This is a genomic window from Halomonas ventosae (genome assembly GCF_004363555.1).
GTDB classification, from domain to species: Bacteria; Pseudomonadota; Gammaproteobacteria; order Pseudomonadales; family Halomonadaceae; genus Halomonas; species Halomonas ventosae.
This window is the reverse complement of sequence record NZ_SNZJ01000027.1, coordinates 34,026-49,152: the sequence shown is the minus strand read 5'-3', so window position 1 is coordinate 49,152 and position 15,127 is coordinate 34,026. Positions and strand designations below refer to the sequence as shown.

The 15,127-nt window shown below is 66.5% G+C and carries 19 protein-coding genes, 1 tRNA gene and 1 pseudogene; 16 read left to right on the top strand and 5 right to left on the bottom strand.

Going from position 1 to position 15,127, the window contains the following annotated elements:
• Positions 1-122: 122 nt before the first annotated feature.
• The 4 genes from wrbA to DFP85_RS17930 all read left to right on the top strand — a co-directional run bounded on the left by wrbA (position 123) and on the right by DFP85_RS17930 (position 3,217).
• Positions 123-773 (top strand): NAD(P)H:quinone oxidoreductase, encoded by a 651-nt coding sequence (gene wrbA / locus DFP85_RS17945; RefSeq protein ID WP_133637785.1) that lies wholly within the window; start codon positions 123-125, stop codon positions 771-773.
• The gene (locus DFP85_RS17940) at positions 773-1,438 is read left to right on the top strand and encodes a DsbA family oxidoreductase (RefSeq protein WP_133637784.1); all 666 of its coding nucleotides are present in this window, start codon (positions 773-775) and stop codon (positions 1,436-1,438) included. The genes wrbA and DFP85_RS17940 overlap by 1 nt, the downstream gene beginning before the upstream one ends.
• A 49-nt stretch (positions 1,439-1,487) precedes the next feature.
• Entirely contained in the window at positions 1,488-2,387 is a 900-nt protein-coding gene (locus DFP85_RS17935; protein ID WP_133637783.1) for an EamA family transporter, read from the top strand.
• A gap of 161 nt (positions 2,388-2,548) precedes the next feature.
• Positions 2,549-3,217, top strand: a complete 669-nt coding sequence (locus tag DFP85_RS17930; protein ID WP_208108545.1) for an NAD(P)-dependent oxidoreductase — start codon at positions 2,549-2,551, stop codon at positions 3,215-3,217.
• A gap of 229 nt (positions 3,218-3,446) precedes the next feature.
• On the opposite strand, the gene DFP85_RS17925 is transcribed toward DFP85_RS17930, so the two are convergent.
• The 3 genes and pseudogenes from DFP85_RS17925 to DFP85_RS17920 form a co-directional block, all read right to left on the bottom strand.
• On the bottom strand, positions 3,447-3,656 hold the full coding sequence (locus DFP85_RS17925; protein ID WP_133637782.1) for a hypothetical protein: 210 nt from the start codon (positions 3,654-3,656) through the stop codon (positions 3,447-3,449).
• A 64-nt stretch (positions 3,657-3,720) separates the two neighbouring features.
• A pseudogene (locus DFP85_RS19305) lies at positions 3,721-3,816 on the bottom strand (hypothetical protein); the annotation flags it as partial.
• 553 nt (positions 3,817-4,369) lie between these two features.
• Positions 4,370-4,446, bottom strand: a tRNA-Pro gene (locus tag DFP85_RS17920).
• A gap of 198 nt (positions 4,447-4,644) precedes the next feature.
• Here DFP85_RS17920 and DFP85_RS17915 point away from each other — a divergent pair.
• From DFP85_RS17915 to DFP85_RS17905, 3 genes are all read left to right on the top strand, one after another.
• Positions 4,645-5,022: a CidA/LrgA family protein gene (locus tag DFP85_RS17915; protein ID WP_133637781.1), complete on the top strand. Its 378-nt coding sequence runs from the start codon at positions 4,645-4,647 to the stop codon at positions 5,020-5,022.
• Positions 5,019-5,750, top strand: a complete 732-nt coding sequence (locus DFP85_RS17910) for an LrgB family protein (RefSeq protein WP_133637780.1) — start codon at positions 5,019-5,021, stop codon at positions 5,748-5,750. Before DFP85_RS17915 ends, DFP85_RS17910 begins: the two co-directional genes overlap by 4 nt.
• 131 nt (positions 5,751-5,881) lie before the next feature.
• Positions 5,882-6,310: a hypothetical protein gene (locus DFP85_RS17905; RefSeq protein WP_133637779.1), complete on the top strand. Its 429-nt coding sequence runs from the start codon at positions 5,882-5,884 to the stop codon at positions 6,308-6,310.
• Positions 6,311-6,442: 132 nt separating this feature from the next.
• Here DFP85_RS17905 and DFP85_RS17900 read toward each other — a convergent pair whose 3' ends face one another.
• Positions 6,443-6,799 (bottom strand): hypothetical protein, encoded by a 357-nt coding sequence (locus tag DFP85_RS17900; RefSeq protein ID WP_133637778.1) that lies wholly within the window; start codon positions 6,797-6,799, stop codon positions 6,443-6,445.
• A gap of 207 nt (positions 6,800-7,006) precedes the next feature.
• On the opposite strand from DFP85_RS17900, the gene DFP85_RS17895 reads away from it, so the two are divergent.
• From DFP85_RS17895 to DFP85_RS17875, 5 genes are all read left to right on the top strand, one after another.
• Positions 7,007-7,180: a DUF2970 domain-containing protein gene (locus DFP85_RS17895; protein WP_106230980.1), complete on the top strand. Its 174-nt coding sequence runs from the start codon at positions 7,007-7,009 to the stop codon at positions 7,178-7,180.
• 118 nt (positions 7,181-7,298) lie between these two features.
• Positions 7,299-8,423, top strand: a complete 1,125-nt coding sequence (gene coxB / locus DFP85_RS17890; protein ID WP_133637777.1) for a cytochrome c oxidase subunit II — start codon at positions 7,299-7,301, stop codon at positions 8,421-8,423.
• A 47-nt stretch (positions 8,424-8,470) separates the two neighbouring features.
• Positions 8,471-10,105 carry a cytochrome c oxidase subunit I gene (gene ctaD / locus DFP85_RS17885; RefSeq protein WP_133637776.1) on the top strand — a complete coding sequence of 545 codons (1,635 nt, stop codon included), beginning with the start codon at positions 8,471-8,473 and terminating at the stop codon, positions 10,103-10,105.
• A gap of 30 nt (positions 10,106-10,135) precedes the next feature.
• Positions 10,136-10,732 carry a cytochrome c oxidase assembly protein gene (locus DFP85_RS17880; RefSeq protein ID WP_133637775.1) on the top strand — a complete coding sequence of 199 codons (597 nt, stop codon included), beginning with the start codon at positions 10,136-10,138 and terminating at the stop codon, positions 10,730-10,732.
• Entirely contained in the window at positions 10,729-11,592 is an 864-nt protein-coding gene (locus DFP85_RS17875) for a cytochrome c oxidase subunit 3 (protein WP_133637774.1), read from the top strand. Before DFP85_RS17880 ends, DFP85_RS17875 begins: the two co-directional genes overlap by 4 nt.
• 2 nt (positions 11,593-11,594) lie before the next feature.
• Here DFP85_RS17875 and DFP85_RS17870 read toward each other — a convergent pair whose 3' ends face one another.
• Complete coding sequence (locus tag DFP85_RS17870; RefSeq protein WP_106230975.1) at positions 11,595-11,789, bottom strand: DUF2909 family protein; 195 nt, start codon at positions 11,787-11,789, stop codon at positions 11,595-11,597.
• 61 nt (positions 11,790-11,850) lie between these two features.
• Between DFP85_RS17870 and DFP85_RS17865 the strand changes: the two genes are divergently transcribed.
• The 4 genes from DFP85_RS17865 to cyoE are packed head-to-tail and all read left to right on the top strand — an operon-like array spanning position 11,851 to position 15,067.
• A complete protein-coding gene (locus DFP85_RS17865) occupies positions 11,851-12,534 on the top strand; it encodes an SURF1 family protein (protein ID WP_133637773.1) in 684 nt (227 codons plus the stop codon).
• Positions 12,531-13,091, top strand: a complete 561-nt coding sequence (locus DFP85_RS17860; RefSeq protein ID WP_133637772.1) for a hypothetical protein — start codon at positions 12,531-12,533, stop codon at positions 13,089-13,091. Before DFP85_RS17865 ends, DFP85_RS17860 begins: the two co-directional genes overlap by 4 nt.
• On the top strand, positions 13,081-14,154 hold the full coding sequence (locus DFP85_RS17855; RefSeq protein WP_133637771.1) for a COX15/CtaA family protein: 1,074 nt from the start codon (positions 13,081-13,083) through the stop codon (positions 14,152-14,154). Before DFP85_RS17860 ends, DFP85_RS17855 begins: the two co-directional genes overlap by 11 nt.
• Positions 14,147-15,067 carry a heme o synthase gene (gene cyoE / locus DFP85_RS17850; RefSeq protein ID WP_133637770.1) on the top strand — a complete coding sequence of 307 codons (921 nt, stop codon included), beginning with the start codon at positions 14,147-14,149 and terminating at the stop codon, positions 15,065-15,067. The genes DFP85_RS17855 and cyoE overlap by 8 nt, the downstream gene beginning before the upstream one ends.
• Positions 15,068-15,127 lie beyond the last annotated feature (60 nt).

The following is a 15,127-nucleotide window of genomic DNA, read 5'->3' as shown; positions in this document are numbered from 1 at the left end:
GCCCGCGTCTCCTGATATTCTTTACCATGAGTAAAGAATGTCTTTTCCCTTTCCCGCTTATTCTCGCATTCATGCTGCTTCATGCTCTGTTTCGTCACCCCACCGAAACAGAGAGGCTCACCATGACCCGCGTTCTCGTTCTCTACTACTCAAGCTATGGCCATATCCGCACCCTTGCCGAGGCAGAAGCCGAGGGCGCGCGCAGCGTCCCTGGCGTAAAAGTCGACATCCGTCGTGTACCCGAGACGGCACCGCTGGCGGTGCGCAAGGCGGCAGGCCATGTCGCCGACGACACCCCGGAGGCCAAGGTCGAGGACCTGCCCGACTACGACGCCATCATCCTTGGCACGCCGACGCGCTTCGGCAACATGGCCGCGCAGATGAAACAGTTCATCGATCAGGCCGGCGGGCTATGGGCACGCAATTCTCTGGTCGGCAAGGTGGGTGCCGTCTTTACCTCCACCGGCTCGCAGCATGGCGGCCATGAGGCGGCGGTGCTCTCCACCCAGGTGCCCCTTCTGCATTTCGGCATGCTGATCGCCGGGCTGCCCTACACCTTCTCGGGCCAGATGCGACACGACGAGGTCGTCGGCGGCTCACCCTATGGCGCCGGCACCGTGGCTGGCGGGGACGGTTCGCGCCAGCCAAGCGATACGGAACTGGCTGGCGCCCGCTTCCAAGGACGCCACGTGGCCGAGATTGCTGCGCGCCTGGCCGCTGGCCGAGACATCTCGTCATTTGCCTCACAGTCTACCGAGGAGGTGAGCGCCTGATGACTCTCTCGCCTCCCTCACTCAACCTCGACTTCTTCCACGATGTCGTTTGCGGCTGGTGCTTCAACCTGTCGCCGCGGCTGCATCGTCTGGCCGAGGAGTTCGAGCTGCACATCCGCCATCGTACCTTCGTCCTGCAGGACAGCCCCGCGCGCATGGTGGAAGTCTTCGGCTCCATGGCACAGGCCAAGGCGACGATCCTCGACCACTGGGCGGCCTGCCAGGAAGCCAGTGAGGCACCCCAGCGTTTCAACATCGAAGGCATGCGCTCGGCTCCCTTCGACTATCCCCATGGCTTGCCCGGGGCACTGGCCTGCCAGGCCGCGCAATCCCTGGCCGGCCAGGCAGGGCACTGGCAGATGTTCGATGCCATCCAGGCCGCGCACCTCAGCGAGGCCCACAACGTCGCGGATCCCAGGGTGCTCAGGGCGATCGCCCAAGAAGCCGGGTTTGGCACCTCTGCCTTCTGGCGGCTGATGGAGGACCCGGCGACCCTCGAGGCCGTCCAGGCCAATCAGCGACTGGCCCGGCGGCTGCGGGTCAGCGTGGTGCCCACGGTGATCGTGCGCGAGACGGGACAACGGCTGGTCAATGGGCCCTTGGACAGCCTGCGCGCGCAGCTACGCGACAACCTGCGGCTCGTCGCCAACGAGCTCACCTCCTGATCTCCTGCGCCGGGCGAGCCCGGTGCCCTTGCCGATGCGAGGCATCGCCATGAACCGCTTGACCAACCTGCTGCTCACTGCCCTGGCGCCCGCCGTCTGGGGCAGCACCTACATTGTCACCAGCGAGCTCTTGCCCGCGGGCTATCCGGTCACCCTGGCCGTGCTCCGTGCCCTGCCTGCCGGCCTGTTGTTGCTGTTGCTGGTCCGCCGGCTGCCGGGGCGCGCCTGGTGGGGCAGGTTGCTGTTGCTCGGCGCCTTCAATTTCGCGATCTTCTGGACGTTGCTGTTCGTGGCGGCTTATCGGCTACCGGGCGGCGTGGCCGCCACCCTTGGCTCGCTGCAGGCGCTGTGGGTGGTGCTGCTGGCTCGCGGCCTGCTGGGCACGCCGATCATGACGCTGTCAGTCATGGCGGCACTGGCCGGTGCCGGCGGGGTCGCCCTGCTGGTGCTCACTCCCGCCGCCGAGCTGGACCCGCTCGGCCTGGCGGCCGGTCTCGGAGGTGCTCTCTCGATGTCGGCCGGTACCGTGCTCAGCCGCAAGTGGCAGCCACCGGTATCGCCGTTGACCTTCACCGCCTGGCAGCTGACTGCCGGTGGCCTGCTGCTGGCGCCGCTGGCCTGGTTCGGCGAACCCGTGCTGCCCGCCCTGACAACGACCAATCTTGTGGGCCTTGGCTACCTCGGGCTGATTGGCGCCGCCCTGACCTATTTTCTGTGGTTTCGTGGCGTCGCCCGCATCGAGCCGGCGGCGGTCTCGATGCTCGGAATGATGAGTCCGCTGACCGCCGTGGCGCTCGGCTGGATGCTGCTGGACCAGAGGCTGAGCCCGCTGCAGGCCGGCGGCGCTATGATCGTACTCGGCTCGGTGTGGCTCGGGCAGTGGGCGGCGCGCCGCGGATCACGGCCTGCTACTGGAGCGCACTCTACGACCTGGCCATTGCCGCGGTGATGAACGTGATTTTCTGGGCGTCGCCGTTTCAGGCGGTATGTTGGGATGAGAGAACTTGCGCAGGCTGTCGGGGACCCGTCGGCATGAACAGGGTGTGGGCCGCACTTTCTGATACGTGCGCACGGCGAGCTCGTGAGCCTACCACCGGACAATGCGAGAGGATGACGATGAACAAGGTGTGCATCGTAGGGGCTTCCGGGAAGCTGGGGCAGTACATGGTGCAGCATGCTCTTGATCGGGGTTACGAGGTGGTTGGCGTGTGCCGCCCGCAGAGCGTTGGCAAGCTCGGGGCCCTCAAGGGTCGCATCACGATCGTTCCCGGCGCGACGAACGACCCGGAAGTGATCAAGCAGGCGGTCGCAGGCTGCGACGGCGTGCTGACGGTGCTGGTCCCTTGGGGCGTTAAGCAGTTCGCGACAGGAACGGCACAGGCCGTGCTCGACCACGCGAAGCCGGGGGCACGCCTCGTGTTTTCCTGTGGCTGGCACATCTCCCGCGATGGCCAGGACGTCTACTCCTGGAAGCTCAAGACCTTCGTGAAGGTCTTCGGATGGCTGGCGCGCCTGACCCGTTTCGCGGACCTAGATGACCAGGTGGAAGCCTGCCGGCGCGTGTTCGAAAGCGATACCCGATGGACCGTAGTCCGAGGAAGCGATCTCGAGGAAGGCGATAGCCAGGGTCTTCCGGTGTGGAGCCGGCATGTCGGTGATCCCATCCTCGCAAGCAACCTCACCCGCAGGGTGGATTTCGCCCGCTTCATGGTGGCGGCCCTTGAAGATGAAGCACTTGTCCAGGAGGCGCCGGCCATCGCGGGTTGCCAGACTGTCTGATGTCTCAAATTCATCGAAATGGACTGATCGCCACACCATCTGCCACAAGACCATTTTGCTTTGTCTTGTTATTTTCACGCAGCAAGTCTTCGCGGATTCCCTGCCCATTCAGAGGGACACCGCTAAGGGTCAACTTGGGTGTCTGCGGGTCTGCCAGTGTCATAGTATGGCGTTGCCCGGCCCGCAGATGCGCCTGTTCGGGGTAGAGCAGGGCAACCGAGTCACAGTCTTAGGCATGAGCATAGGCTGTCATCTGGTAGAGATCCGCTGCGAATAGCGCCGCCAGCGGGTCGGGCCCTTCGATGCGCTTCCTCGTGGTGGTGTTCAGGATGACCACCGTTCGCCGGGTTTCGTCCAGCAGGGTGATATCCGGACGCATCAGCAGACGGCCGCGTCCGCTCGCCTCGTGCCCCAGATAGCGCCGTGGGCCCTGTTCCATCAGCTTGAGCCCGTGGCGGCGTGCCAGGGGGGTGGCGCAGGCGGGTAGCGGTGTAGCGTTCGAAGAGGCGGTTCATGGCGAATCGCAGGCTGAAGGCCTGCTGGCGCTCCCAACGTGCATCCAGACTCGGGTCGTACAGGAAGGGGTGAGCCAGCGTCATCAGTGGGGCGTAGCGGCTCTGCGTCCAGTTGAGCCGGTCGGCCGTGGGTCCCCGCTCGAGGAGTGCCAGCGTGCCGACGTTGCCGAAACGCATGCGTAGGGCGTGGAACTGCTGGGCGAGCAGGGGGAGTGCAGAGCCAGATCACCATCCGCAGGGCGGTGTGCAGCAGGCGGTTGACCAGGATATCGGCGACCAGCTCGCCGTAGCGGCAGGCCAGGCGTTGGGGCCTGAAGAGGTTGCACTGCTGGCTGCTAGGGTCTCGTGGTTGGCTGTTGCCTTGCCTTGGGGCTTAGCCCCCAAGTCAACCAAGGAGGAGGGGAGTACAGTGGAGATGTTTCGGTTTTGTGGGTAGGTGGGGTGAAGTGTTCGCGGGCAGCCGTAGAGCTGGCGACGGGGAGAAGATCGCGAGGGCGAGCGACTGGACGGGTAGGAGAGGGTGCTCAGCGTTGCTGGCTGTTTCCGACGCGTGTCACCTATATGTCACCTAGAGCGGGACGCAACGAAAAACGGCCACCTGCTCTGTGAGCTAAGTGACCGTTTTTACTGATGTTTCTGGTCGGAGCGACAGGATTCGAACCTGCGACCTTTGCAACCCCATTGCAACGCGCTACCAAGCTGCGCCACGCTCCGATACCGTTTTCGGGCTACCTGGCCTGTGGTTCCTGGCCCCCGAGAACGAGGCGTATACTAGCGCGTCGCAGGGCAAATGAAAAGTCCCTTTTGCGCTTCCTTATCAATTGCTTGGCCGGATGTCTCGACGAGGCCCCGGATCCCGCCGCTTCTGTCACACTGTCAGCCACGAGAACAGCTGCAGAGAGGAGGGCGAAGATGCCGTTGATCATGGGAATGAGCATGCTGCTGGCCTGCCAGTTTGCCGGCGAACTGGTGGCGCGGGGGCTCACGCTGCCGATTCCGGGGCCGGTGATCGGCATGGTGATCCTGCTGGTGGCCTTGATGATCCGCGGCAAGGTGCCCTCGAGCCTGCGCCTGACGGGAGAGGGGCTGCTGCGCTACCTGACGCTGCTGTTCGTGCCCGCCGGGGTGGGGTTGATGGTGCACTTCGAGTTGATAGCCGCCGACCTCTGGCCGATCGTGGTGACCCTGGTGGCTTCCACGGCGGTGACCCTGGGCGTGACGGCCTGGGTACTGGAGCGCCTGCAGCATGGTCATGCCCGGCGCAACGGCGGGCCGGGAGGCAAGGCATGAACATCGCCACCTTCGACCAGCTGTGGGTCTACCTCTCGGGGAATCCGCTGCTCTCGCTGCTGGCGACCCTGCTGGTCTTTGCCCTGGCGGTGCGGATCAACCGCGCCGTGGGCGGTACCCCGTTGCTGCACCCGGTCACGCTCTCCATCGTCATGCTGATCGCCCTGCTGCTGCTGGTGGACATGGACTATCGCACCTACTTCGAGGGAGCCCAGTTCATCCATTTCCTGCTGGGGCCGGCCACGGTGGCCCTGGCGATCCCCCTGTATGACCATCGCGAACGGGTCCGGCGCCTGCTGTGGCCGCTGCTGCTGGCCTGTGGGGCGGGAATCTTCACGGCGGTGGCTTCCACCCTGGGCTTGGCCATGCTGCTCGGCGCGCGCACCGAGACGCTGCTGTCCCTGGCGCCGCGCTCCGTCACCTCGCCGATCGCCATGGGCATCGCCGAGCAGATCGGCGGGATTCCGTCGCTCGCCGCCGGCCTGGTACTGTTGACTGGCTCGATCGGCTGCGCCCTGGGGCCCTGGATCTTCCGCCTGCTGCGCATCAAGGACCCGGTGGTGCAGGGCTTCACCCTCGGTCTCGCGGCCCATGGCTTCGGCACTGCCCACGCCTTCGCTCGACTGGGCGTCGTGGCCGGTGCCTTTTCCGGTCTGGCCATGGGACTGACGGGCCTGCTGACCGCCTTCCTGCTGCCGCTGATCACCCGTCTCTTCGGCTTCGGCTGAGCCAGGTTCCCAAGCGCCTTCGAGACAAGGCTTTGCAGGATAACCACGTGCCAAAATCGTCTGACCGGGCGAGGCGTGCCGGTACTACACTTCTCGGTTGCACCACTACGCCCTTCTCGAGGGACATCAAGATGTCAACCGCTAGACACATCGTGGCCGAGCAAGTCGTGCCCGCCTCGGTCGTCTCCGTTCCGGCACCGTCCGTTGGTCACGGTCCGTCGCCGATGTCGACGGTTGAGGCCTCCTTGCCGGTCTGCGACTGGTGGCTTCACCACTGGATGGACGCGACCCATCCGATGATCCGGCTGCAGCAGGCCTGGATGGCCTCGCTGGTCGAGGCTTTCCAGTTGGAGGCCGAATTCCTGTCCGTCTGCACCATGGCCGGCAGCAGGGTGGTGAGCTGCCTCGCCGACCAGCGAGCACTCCAGAACCCTCCCGTTCTGGGCAGTTGCTGCCAGGACGCTGCGAAGGAGGTGGCCGATGCCCATGCTGCACGGGTCGGCAGGGTGGCCCGCTTGCCCAAGGAGTTTCGTCAGCGTCTCTGGGAAGAGATCTGCTGAGCTCACGCCTCGCGGCGATGGCCACTCCATCTTCCCCACCAAGAGTACGGCACGGCAGGGGTGACCCCGCCGTGCCGTTCTCCTCCTTGCGCGACTCTCGGGGCGATGCCCCCGGCGGTCATCGAGGAGGGCTCAGATCTCTTCCCAGATGCGCTTGCGGAAGTCATGGGAGAGCTCTGCAGCCTTCTGCATCCGTTCCATCTGGGCTTCGCTGACCTCCTTGATGAGCTGCTGGTAACGCTCCTGCATCTCGGCCGGGCTCTGCGGGATCTCCCCGTTGAAGGACTGGGCGATCTTCTGGCCGCTTTCGGCGAGAGACTGGAGGAACTCGGCCTCAAACTGCATGGCGTCGGCCATGCTCTGCATCCAGGCCAGTTGCATGCGCGCCATGGGCGTGGCCCCCTGGCTGAACTGTTTCTGCCACCACTCCATCATCGGCTGGGCGGCGGCCAGGGCAGGGTTTGCCGTGGTGTCTTTCTGCTTGGTCATGGTCGGTCTCCTTCAGGCGCCTGGCGGGATCTCGGGTCAAGGGCGGCTCTCATCTTGAGTGTAGAAGATGATTGCGGTTTTGTGCGTTGCAGCGAAGAGGAATTCGTCGGCTGTGACGCCTGGCGTGGAATGTCTCCACGGGTCGCCGCTGTCGGCATGGTCTAGGGTGGTGGGGAGTCCGTCAGCTGTTGATTGAGGAGAAACGGGATGTGGCAAGCGATCAAGTCGGTGCTGGCGGCCTTCCTGGGGGTGCAGAAGGATGCCCGGCGGCGCGAGGATTTCGCGTCCAACCGCCCGGGCACCTTCATCGCGGCGGGGCTGCTCATGGGAGTGGTGTTCGTGGTGCTGGTGGCACTCGTGGCGGTGCTGGCCGCGCGCTGAGCAGCAGCGTTGACGAGCCCGTTTACCTGGCCCTGGATGGCAGCCGTGACGAACCGTCGCACTCTTCTATACTGCTGCAAGCGCTCGCTAATACAACAATGACCCTGAGGAGGCGCCGATGCGCACGTTGCTCGTGTGGATGGCGGGGGGGCTGGCCTCCGCAGCCCTGACCCCGATTGCGCTGGCCAATGGCTGGAACATGCCGGTTGGCGTCACGGCGGTCAGCCGTGACATCTACTCCCTGCACATGATCATCTTCTGGATCTGCGTGGTCATCGGGGTCATCGTCTTCGGTGCGATGTTCTACTCGCTGTTCCGCTACCGCCATTCCCGCGGCGCCAAGGCCGCCACCTTCCACGAGCACACCAGCGTGGAAGTGATCTGGACGGCGATCCCGCTGCTGATCCTGGTGGGCATGGCGGTGCCTGCCACCGCGACCCTCAAGAACATGTATGACACTTCCGAGGCCGATCTCGACATCATGGTCACCGGCCAGCAATGGCGCTGGCGCTACGAGTACCTGGGCGAGGAGGTTGCCTTCACCTCCAACCTTGGGACGCCCCGCGAGCAGATCAGTGGCGCCGACGAGAAGGGCGAACACTACCTTCTCGAGGTGGACGAACCGCTGGTGTTGCCGGTGGGACAGAAGGTGCGACTGCTGCTGACCTCCGATGACGTCATCCACTCCTGGTGGGTGCCCGACCTGGCGGTCAAGCAGGATGCCATTCCCGGCTTCGTCAACGAGAACTGGGTGCGCATCGAGGAGCCCGGGATCTATCGCGGCCAGTGCGCCGAGCTGTGTGGCAAGGACCATGCCTTCATGCCGGTGGTGGTCGAGGCCGTCGAGCAGGAGCGCTTCGACGAGTGGCTGGTCGAGCGCAAGGAGGCCGCCGCCCAGGAGGCCCAGGGCGTCGATCGCGAGTGGGGGATGGACGAGCTGATGGAGCGTGGCGAGCAGGTCTACGGCTCGGTGTGTGCCTCCTGTCACCAGCCGGATGGCACCGGCAACCCGCCGGCCTTCCCGGCGCTGGCGGGCAACCAGGCGCTGTTGGACGAGCCGGAGCGCCATATCAGCACCGTGATCGACGGTGTGTCCGGGTCCGCCATGCCGGCCTTCCGCAACACCCTCAATGCGGTGGAGATCGCTGCCGTGGTTACCTACGAACGCAATGCCTGGGGCAACGAGTCCGGCGACAGCGTGCAACCGTCGGAAATCGCCGAGCTGCTCGAGCAAGACGAGTAGCCGACGGCTTTCCGTTTCTCTACCGCGACGTCACAGGGAGATTTCCGATGGCTTCGACACTGCCCCCCAAGCCGACCCCCGAGCACAGCACGGCCACTGCCGGCGGCATGGCCGAGGCCGGCCATGCCCGGCCCCGCGGGCTGATGCGCTGGCTGCTGACCACCAACCACAAGGAGATCGGTAGCCTCTACCTGATCTTCTCGCTGACCATGTTCTTCATCGGCGGGATCTTCGCCCTGGTGGTGCGAGCCGAGCTGTTCCAGCCCGGCCTGCAGCTGGTACAGCCCGAGTTCTTCAACCAGATGACCACCATGCACGGCCTGATCATGGTGTTCGGCGCGATCATGCCGGCCTTCGTGGGGCTGGCGAACTGGATGGTGCCGCTGCAGATCGGTGCCCCGGACATGGCCCTGCCGCGCCTGAACAACTTCAGCTTCTGGCTGCTGCCGGTGGCCTTCACCCTGCTGCTCAGCACCCTGCTGATGCCTGGGGGCGGGCCCAACTTCGGCTGGACCTTCTACGCGCCGCTCTCCACCACCTACGCGCCACCGTCCACCACCTTCTTCATCCTCTCGCTGCATATCGCCGGGATCAGCTCGATCCTCGGCGCCATCAACATCATCGCCACCATCCTCAACCTGCGTGCGCCGGGGATGCGCATGATGGACATGCCGCTGTTCGTCTGGACCTGGCTGATCACCGCCTTCCTGCTGATCGCGGTGATGCCGGTGCTGGCCGGGGTGATCACCATGATGCTGATGGATATCAACTTCGGCACCAGCTTCTTCAACGCGGCCGGCGGCGGTGACCCGGTGCTGTTCCAGCACCTGTTCTGGTTCTTCGGGCATCCCGAGGTCTACATCATGATCCTGCCGGCCTTCGGCATCGTCTCGGCGATCATTCCGACCTTCTCCCGCAAGCGGCTGTTCGGCTATGCCTCCATGGTCTATGCCACGGCAGCGATCGCCATCCTCTCCTTCCTGGTCTGGGCCCACCACATGTTCGTGGTCGGGCTGCCGCTGGTGGCGGAGCTGTTCTTCATGTACACCACCATGCTGATCGCGGTGCCCACCGGGGTGAAGGTCTTCAACTGGGTGGCGACGATGTTTCGTGGCTCGATCAGCTTCGAGCCGCCGATGCTGTTTGCCCTGGCCTTCGTGGTGCAGTTCACCGTGGGGGGGTTCTCGGGGCTGATGCTGGCCATCTCGCCGGCCGACTTCCAGTATCACGACACCTACTTCGTGGTGGCCCACTTCCACTACGTGCTGGTGCCCGGCGCGCTGTTCGCGATCCTGGCCGGCGCCTACTACTGGCTGCCCAAGTGGACCGGCCACTATCCGCACCTGCGGCTCTCCCAGTGGCACTTCTGGCTGTCGGTGATCGGTGTGAACCTGACCTTCTTCCCGATGCACTTCTCGGGGCTCGCCGGCATGCCGCGGCGCATCCCCGACTATGCGCTGCAGTTCGCCGACTTCAACGTCGCCTCGAGCCTGGGCGCCTTCCTGTTCGGTGCCTCCCAGCTGCTCTTCGTGCTGGTGATCATCAAGTGCGTGCGCGGTGGCGAGAAGGCCCCGGCCAAGGCCTGGGAGGGCGCCGAGGATCTGGAGTGGAGCGTGCCGAGCCCGGCGCCGCTGCATACCTTCGAGACGCCCCCGGACTTCCATCCCCATCGGCAGCACTGAGCAGCGTCGGCAGCGACGCGGGAGGCAGGCATGGCCAGCCATGACGAACAGGCAACAGGGCGTGAAGGGGTGCGCCGGACCGTGACCCGCACCCTGGTGGTGCTGGCCGGCATGTTCGCCTTCGCCTTCGCGCTGGTGCCGCTCTATGACGTCTTCTGCGAGGTCACCGGCCTCAACGGCAAGACCAGCAACAGCGCCCAGATGCTGGTCCATGAGGAGGTCGACACCTCGCGGATGGTGACGGTGCAGTTCATCACCCGGGCGAGCGCCGGGCTGCCCTGGGAGCTCGACGTGCAGACGCGCCAGGTCCGGGTCCACCCGGGACAGAGCAACGAGGTGTCCTTCACCTTCCGCAACCGGGGGGGCGATGCCAGCCGGGCGAGGGCAGTGCCCAGCGTCTCCCCCTCGGAGGCCTCGGTGCACCTGCGCAAGCTCAGCTGCTTCTGCTTCCAGGAGCAGCGCCTGGAGGGCGGCGAGCGGCTTGAAGCGCCGCTGGTCTTCCAGCTGACCCGGGACCTGCCGGCCGACATCAAGACGGTGACCCTGGTCTACACCCTCTATCCCGTGCAGCCGGCACAGGCGGCAGTATCGCCCCATGGGCCGATCAAAGAAGGAGACAGCGCATGAGTGGTGGCAGCTACTACGTTCCCGAGTCCAGCAAGTGGCCCATCCTGGCGTCGCTGGCGCTGGGGGCGATGATGATCGGCACCGGCACGGTGCTGGTGCATGGCACGGCCGGCATGCCGGTCATGGCGCTCGGCCTGGTCGGGGTGCTGGCGGTGATGGCGCTGTGGTTCCGCGATGTCGTCCTCGAGTCCCGGGGCGGTCTCTACGACGACCAGATGGACCGCTCCTTCCGCTGGGGGATGGGCTGGTTCATCTTCTCGGAGGTGATGTTCTTCGCCGCCTTCTTCGGCGCGCTCTTCTACGTGCGCACCTTTGCGCTGCCCTGGCTCGACGGCGAGGGCGCCAAGGGGGTGGCGGCCCTGCTGTGGCCGGACTTCACCGCCAGCTGGCCGCTGCTCAACCCGCCGGATGCCTCCATCGAGGGGCCGCAGGAGACCTTCAGTCCCTGGCACCTGCCGCTGGTCAATACGCTGATCCTGGTCTCCTCCAGCATCACCTTGACCATCGCCCACGAGGGCATCAAGGAAGGGTTCCGCGACAGTGCCCGCTTCTGGCTCTCGGTGACCGTGCTGCTGGGGCTCTGTTTCATCACCATCCAGGGGGTGGAGTACTACGAGGCCTATGCCCACTACGGGATCACCCTGCAGGCGGGCATCTATGGCGCCACCTTCTTCCTGCTCACCGGCTTCCACGGGCTGCACGTGATCATCGGCACCATCATCCTGGCGGTGATGCTGGTACGGGTATTCCGCGGGCACTTCACGGCCGACGACCACTTCGGCTTCGAGGCGGCGGCCTGGTACTGGCACTTCGTCGACGTGGTCTGGATCGGGCTGTTCATCTTCGTCTATGTGTTCTGAGGCTAGAGGCCGAGGTCGCCGAAATAGAAGCCGTAGCCCAGCAGGGCGAGCAGCAGGGTGGCCAGGGCCACCCGGACCTTGAGGGAAATCAGCACCCGCCGTGAGCGGCTGCCGTCCCGGACCAGGAAGCCGGCACCCACGGCCAGGCTGGTCACCATGGCCAGGAAGACAAGGGCAATCGATATCTTGAGTAACATTCACGGCTCCCGTAGAGGATCGACCTCCGGCGCGCATCGCGGCCCCTCAGCGACACGTCGGATGGGCTGGTGGGGGTTCTGGTCCTGCCTGGTGGTGCTGGGCCTCGCCCTGGGACTATGGCAGTGGGAGCGTGCTGCGGACAAGCGCGACTACCTGGCCCGCCTGGCCGCCGCGCCGCGAATCGAGTCGCCGGCGTCGGCTCCGCCCGAAGGTGCGCAGCTGGTCCTGGAGGGCGAATACCTCGCCGAGGAGACGCTGTTCCTCGACAATCGCACCCATGAGGGGCGCCTCGGCGTGGCGCCCCTGACCCCGTTTCGTGACGGCCAGGGCAGGCTGTGGCTGGTCCAGCGCGGCTTCCTGCCGACCGGCCCCAGCCGGGCGGCCCCCTCGGTGGAGACGCCCGAGGGCACGGTGACCCTGGAAGGCCGCTGGCAGACGGCCGGCGAGGCGGCACCGCTGTTCGGCCCCAACCGGGAGGGCACCCGCCTGCAGCGCATCGACCTCTCGGCCTGGAACCTGGAATCGGCATTCGCGCACCCCGGCTGGCTGCACCTCGAGCAGGGGCCGGGCCATCTGGAATCCTGGTGGCAGCCCAGCGTGGTGCCGCCGGAACGCCATCTGGGCTATGCCCTGCAGTGGTGGGGGCTGGCCCTGGCCGCCCTGGTGGTCATGCTGGTGGGCGCCCGCCGCCAGGCTCGCCGCCTCGACCCGACGTCCATTCCGAGCAAGGAGACCCCACGATGACCCACGCCGGACGCCAGCGCCTCAAGCTGTTGGCCTTCTTCGCGATCTTCGCCCTGCCGGTGGCCGTGGCCTGGGGCATGGTGGAGTGGCGCATCGGCATCCCCGAGGGGCGCACGGCCCATGGCGAGCTGCAGCCTTCGTTGCCCCTCCTGTCGCAATGGCCGTTGTCGTCCGTGGAGAAGCAGGGGGAGGGCGACTGGCTGCTGGCCTTCGACTGCCCGGAGGCGTGTGACGACAATGCCGACCGCTGGTGGCGACTGCACCGCGCCCTGGGGCGCGAGGCCGACCGGGTCAGTCGCCTGCGCATCGGCGGTGGCGGCGAGCCGCTTCCCGGCGCAGTCGTGGCACGCTGGACCGGAGAAGCCGGCTGGCGCGCTCCCCATCGCCTCTGGATCCTCGACCCCGAGGGCCGCCCGGTGCTCGGCTATGCCCCGGATGTCGCGACTGCCGATGTGCTCGACGACCTGCGACGCCTGCTGCGCATGAACCCCGAGCCCCCCATGGCACGGTTCGACCAGGCCTCGAGCGTGGTAGGAGGTGGCGCAGATGGCCAGTAGCGCGTTGGCCACCGGCGATGCGACCCGCCGTCGATGGCTGGTGGCATTGAGCCTGGCAGGGGTCGTCTTCACCGCCGTGGTGGTGCTGGTGGGGGCCTGGACGCGGCTGGTGGATGCTGGCCTTGGGTGTCCCGACTGGCCGGGGTGCTACGGGGCTCTGGTGGTGCCGGATGCCGAACGGGCGCTGGCGCACTCCCCCGAGGTGCCCCTGGAGTCTGCCAAGGCCTGGGTGGAGATGGTGCACCGCTACCTGGCCTCGGCCCTCGGGCTCGTGGTCATCGCCCTGGTGGGCCTGGGCGCGCGGTGGCGTCGGGAAGCGGGCTATCCCTGGGCCATCAGCCTGGCCCTGCTGGCGATGATCCTGCTGCAGGGCGCATTCGGTGCCTTCACGGTGACCCTCAAGCTTTGGCCGCAGGTGGTCACCCTGCACCTGCTGGGTGGCCTGACGGTGATAGTGCTGTTCCTGTGGCTGCATCTGCGCCTGCGCCGTTTCTCGTCCGGCGCGGCCGCTTACAGCCCACGCCGGCGTCTGACGCCGCTGTGGGGGCTCGCCATGCTCCTGCTGGTGGCGCAGCTGGCACTGGGTGGCTGGACCTCGAGCAACTATGCCGGGATCGCCTGCCAGGGCTTTCCCACCTGCAACGGCCAGTGGTGGCCGGCGTTGGACTGGAGCGAGGGCTTCCACCTGACCCAGACGGTGGGACCCAACTACCTGCACGGCCAGTTGCATGCCGAGGCGCGCAGTGCCATCCAGGTCGGGCACCGGCTCGGCGCCCTTGCCCTGGGCCTGAGCCTGCTGCTGCTTGCCTGGCGCCATCGGCGAACAGCGGAGATGCGCCCCTGGCTGGCCTTGCTGGGCGGGGCCTATGGTGCCCAGGTGGTGGTGGGCATTGCCAACGTGCTGGCCTGGCTGCCCCTGTGGCTGGCCCTGCTGCATACCGCGGGGGCCGTGCTGCTGGTCATGGCCATGACCCTGGCCCTGTGGCACTGGCGCTGGTCGACGACCCTCGAACCGATGGGTGCCCGGGATACTGCAACGAAGGAGGAGTTGGCGCATGTCTGAAGTCATGATGGAGCGTGGGACGGTCGGCCATCTCGCTGGCTGGGGCTGGCGAGACCTCTACACGCTGTGCAAGCCCCGGGTCGTGGCGGTGATGCTGGTCTGCACCCTGGTCGGCATGCTGCTGGCCGCGCCGCTGCCGGATCCCGGGGCGGTGATCTTCGGCCTGGTCGGCATCGGCCTGGCCGCCGGTGGTGCCGCGGCCTTCAACCACGTGGTCGACCGTCGGCTGGATGCGCTGATGCTGCGCACCGCCCGCCGCCCGCTGGCGACCCAGCGCATGCCCACGCCGCTGGCCCTGGCCTGGGCGACCCTGCTCTCGGCCTGTGGCATCGGGCTGCTGGCCTGGCAGGTGAACCTGCTGACGGCCTGGCTGACCCTGGGCTCGCTGATCGGCTATGCCCTCATCTATACCGCCTTCCTCAAGCATGCCACGCCGCAGAACATCGTCATCGGCGGGGTGGCGGGGGCTGCGCCGCCGCTGCTGGGCTGGACCGCGGTCACCGGGCAGCTGGGCCCCGAGCCGCTGCTGCTGATGCTGATCATCTTCGCCTGGACGCCGCCGCACTTCTGGGCGCTGGCGATCCACAAGCGTGACGAGTATGCCCGTGCCGGAGTGCCGATGCTGCCGGTCACCCATGGCGAGGCCTTCACCCGGTTGCAGGTGTGGCTCTATGGCTGGCTGACCGTGGCGGTGACCCTGCTGCCCTTCACCATCGGCATGAGCGGTGTGCTCTACCTGGTGGGGGTGACGGCGCTCAACCTGCGCTTCATGGTGTGGAACTGGCGGGTCTGGCGTGGCCATGACCGCCAGGCCCCCCTGGCGGCCTTCTGGTTCTCCATCCGCTACATCCTCGGTGTCTTCGGCGTGCTGCTGCTGGACCACTACGGCGCCGCCTGGATGCTGGCCGCCTGAAGCCTTGCCGGGACGGCAGGAGGGCGTTCCTCGAGGCAACGAGCCCGGCCGGATGGCCGG

What these genes read in the sequence shown, in the direction of transcription:
- wrbA (WP_133637785.1), top strand. Translation starts at nt 123, where the DNA reads ATGACCCGCGTTCTCGTTCTCTACTACTCAAGCTATGGCCATATCCGC.
- DFP85_RS17940 (WP_133637784.1), top strand. Translation starts at nt 773, where the DNA reads ATGACTCTCTCGCCTCCCTCACTCAACCTCGACTTCTTCCACGATGTC.
- DFP85_RS17935 (WP_133637783.1), top strand. Translation starts at nt 1,488, where the DNA reads ATGAACCGCTTGACCAACCTGCTGCTCACTGCCCTGGCGCCCGCCGTC.
- DFP85_RS17930 (WP_208108545.1), top strand. Translation starts at nt 2,549, where the DNA reads ATGACGATGAACAAGGTGTGCATCGTAGGGGCTTCCGGGAAGCTGGGG.
- DFP85_RS17925 (WP_133637782.1), bottom strand. Translation starts at nt 3,656, where the DNA reads ATGGAACAGGGCCCACGGCGCTATCTGGGGCACGAGGCGAGCGGACGC.
- DFP85_RS17915 (WP_133637781.1), top strand. Translation starts at nt 4,645, where the DNA reads ATGCCGTTGATCATGGGAATGAGCATGCTGCTGGCCTGCCAGTTTGCC.
- DFP85_RS17910 (WP_133637780.1), top strand. Translation starts at nt 5,019, where the DNA reads ATGAACATCGCCACCTTCGACCAGCTGTGGGTCTACCTCTCGGGGAAT.
- DFP85_RS17905 (WP_133637779.1), top strand. Translation starts at nt 5,882, where the DNA reads ATGTCAACCGCTAGACACATCGTGGCCGAGCAAGTCGTGCCCGCCTCG.
- DFP85_RS17900 (WP_133637778.1), bottom strand. Translation starts at nt 6,799, where the DNA reads ATGACCAAGCAGAAAGACACCACGGCAAACCCTGCCCTGGCCGCCGCC.
- DFP85_RS17895 (WP_106230980.1), top strand. Translation starts at nt 7,007, where the DNA reads ATGTGGCAAGCGATCAAGTCGGTGCTGGCGGCCTTCCTGGGGGTGCAG.
- coxB (WP_133637777.1), top strand. Translation starts at nt 7,299, where the DNA reads ATGCGCACGTTGCTCGTGTGGATGGCGGGGGGGCTGGCCTCCGCAGCC.
- ctaD (WP_133637776.1), top strand. Translation starts at nt 8,471, where the DNA reads ATGGCTTCGACACTGCCCCCCAAGCCGACCCCCGAGCACAGCACGGCC.
- DFP85_RS17880 (WP_133637775.1), top strand. Translation starts at nt 10,136, where the DNA reads ATGGCCAGCCATGACGAACAGGCAACAGGGCGTGAAGGGGTGCGCCGG.
- DFP85_RS17875 (WP_133637774.1), top strand. Translation starts at nt 10,729, where the DNA reads ATGAGTGGTGGCAGCTACTACGTTCCCGAGTCCAGCAAGTGGCCCATC.
- DFP85_RS17870 (WP_106230975.1), bottom strand. Translation starts at nt 11,789, where the DNA reads ATGTTACTCAAGATATCGATTGCCCTTGTCTTCCTGGCCATGGTGACC.
- DFP85_RS17865 (WP_133637773.1), top strand. Translation starts at nt 11,851, where the DNA reads ATGGGCTGGTGGGGGTTCTGGTCCTGCCTGGTGGTGCTGGGCCTCGCC.
- DFP85_RS17860 (WP_133637772.1), top strand. Translation starts at nt 12,531, where the DNA reads ATGACCCACGCCGGACGCCAGCGCCTCAAGCTGTTGGCCTTCTTCGCG.
- DFP85_RS17855 (WP_133637771.1), top strand. Translation starts at nt 13,081, where the DNA reads ATGGCCAGTAGCGCGTTGGCCACCGGCGATGCGACCCGCCGTCGATGG.
- cyoE (WP_133637770.1), top strand. Translation starts at nt 14,147, where the DNA reads ATGTCTGAAGTCATGATGGAGCGTGGGACGGTCGGCCATCTCGCTGGC.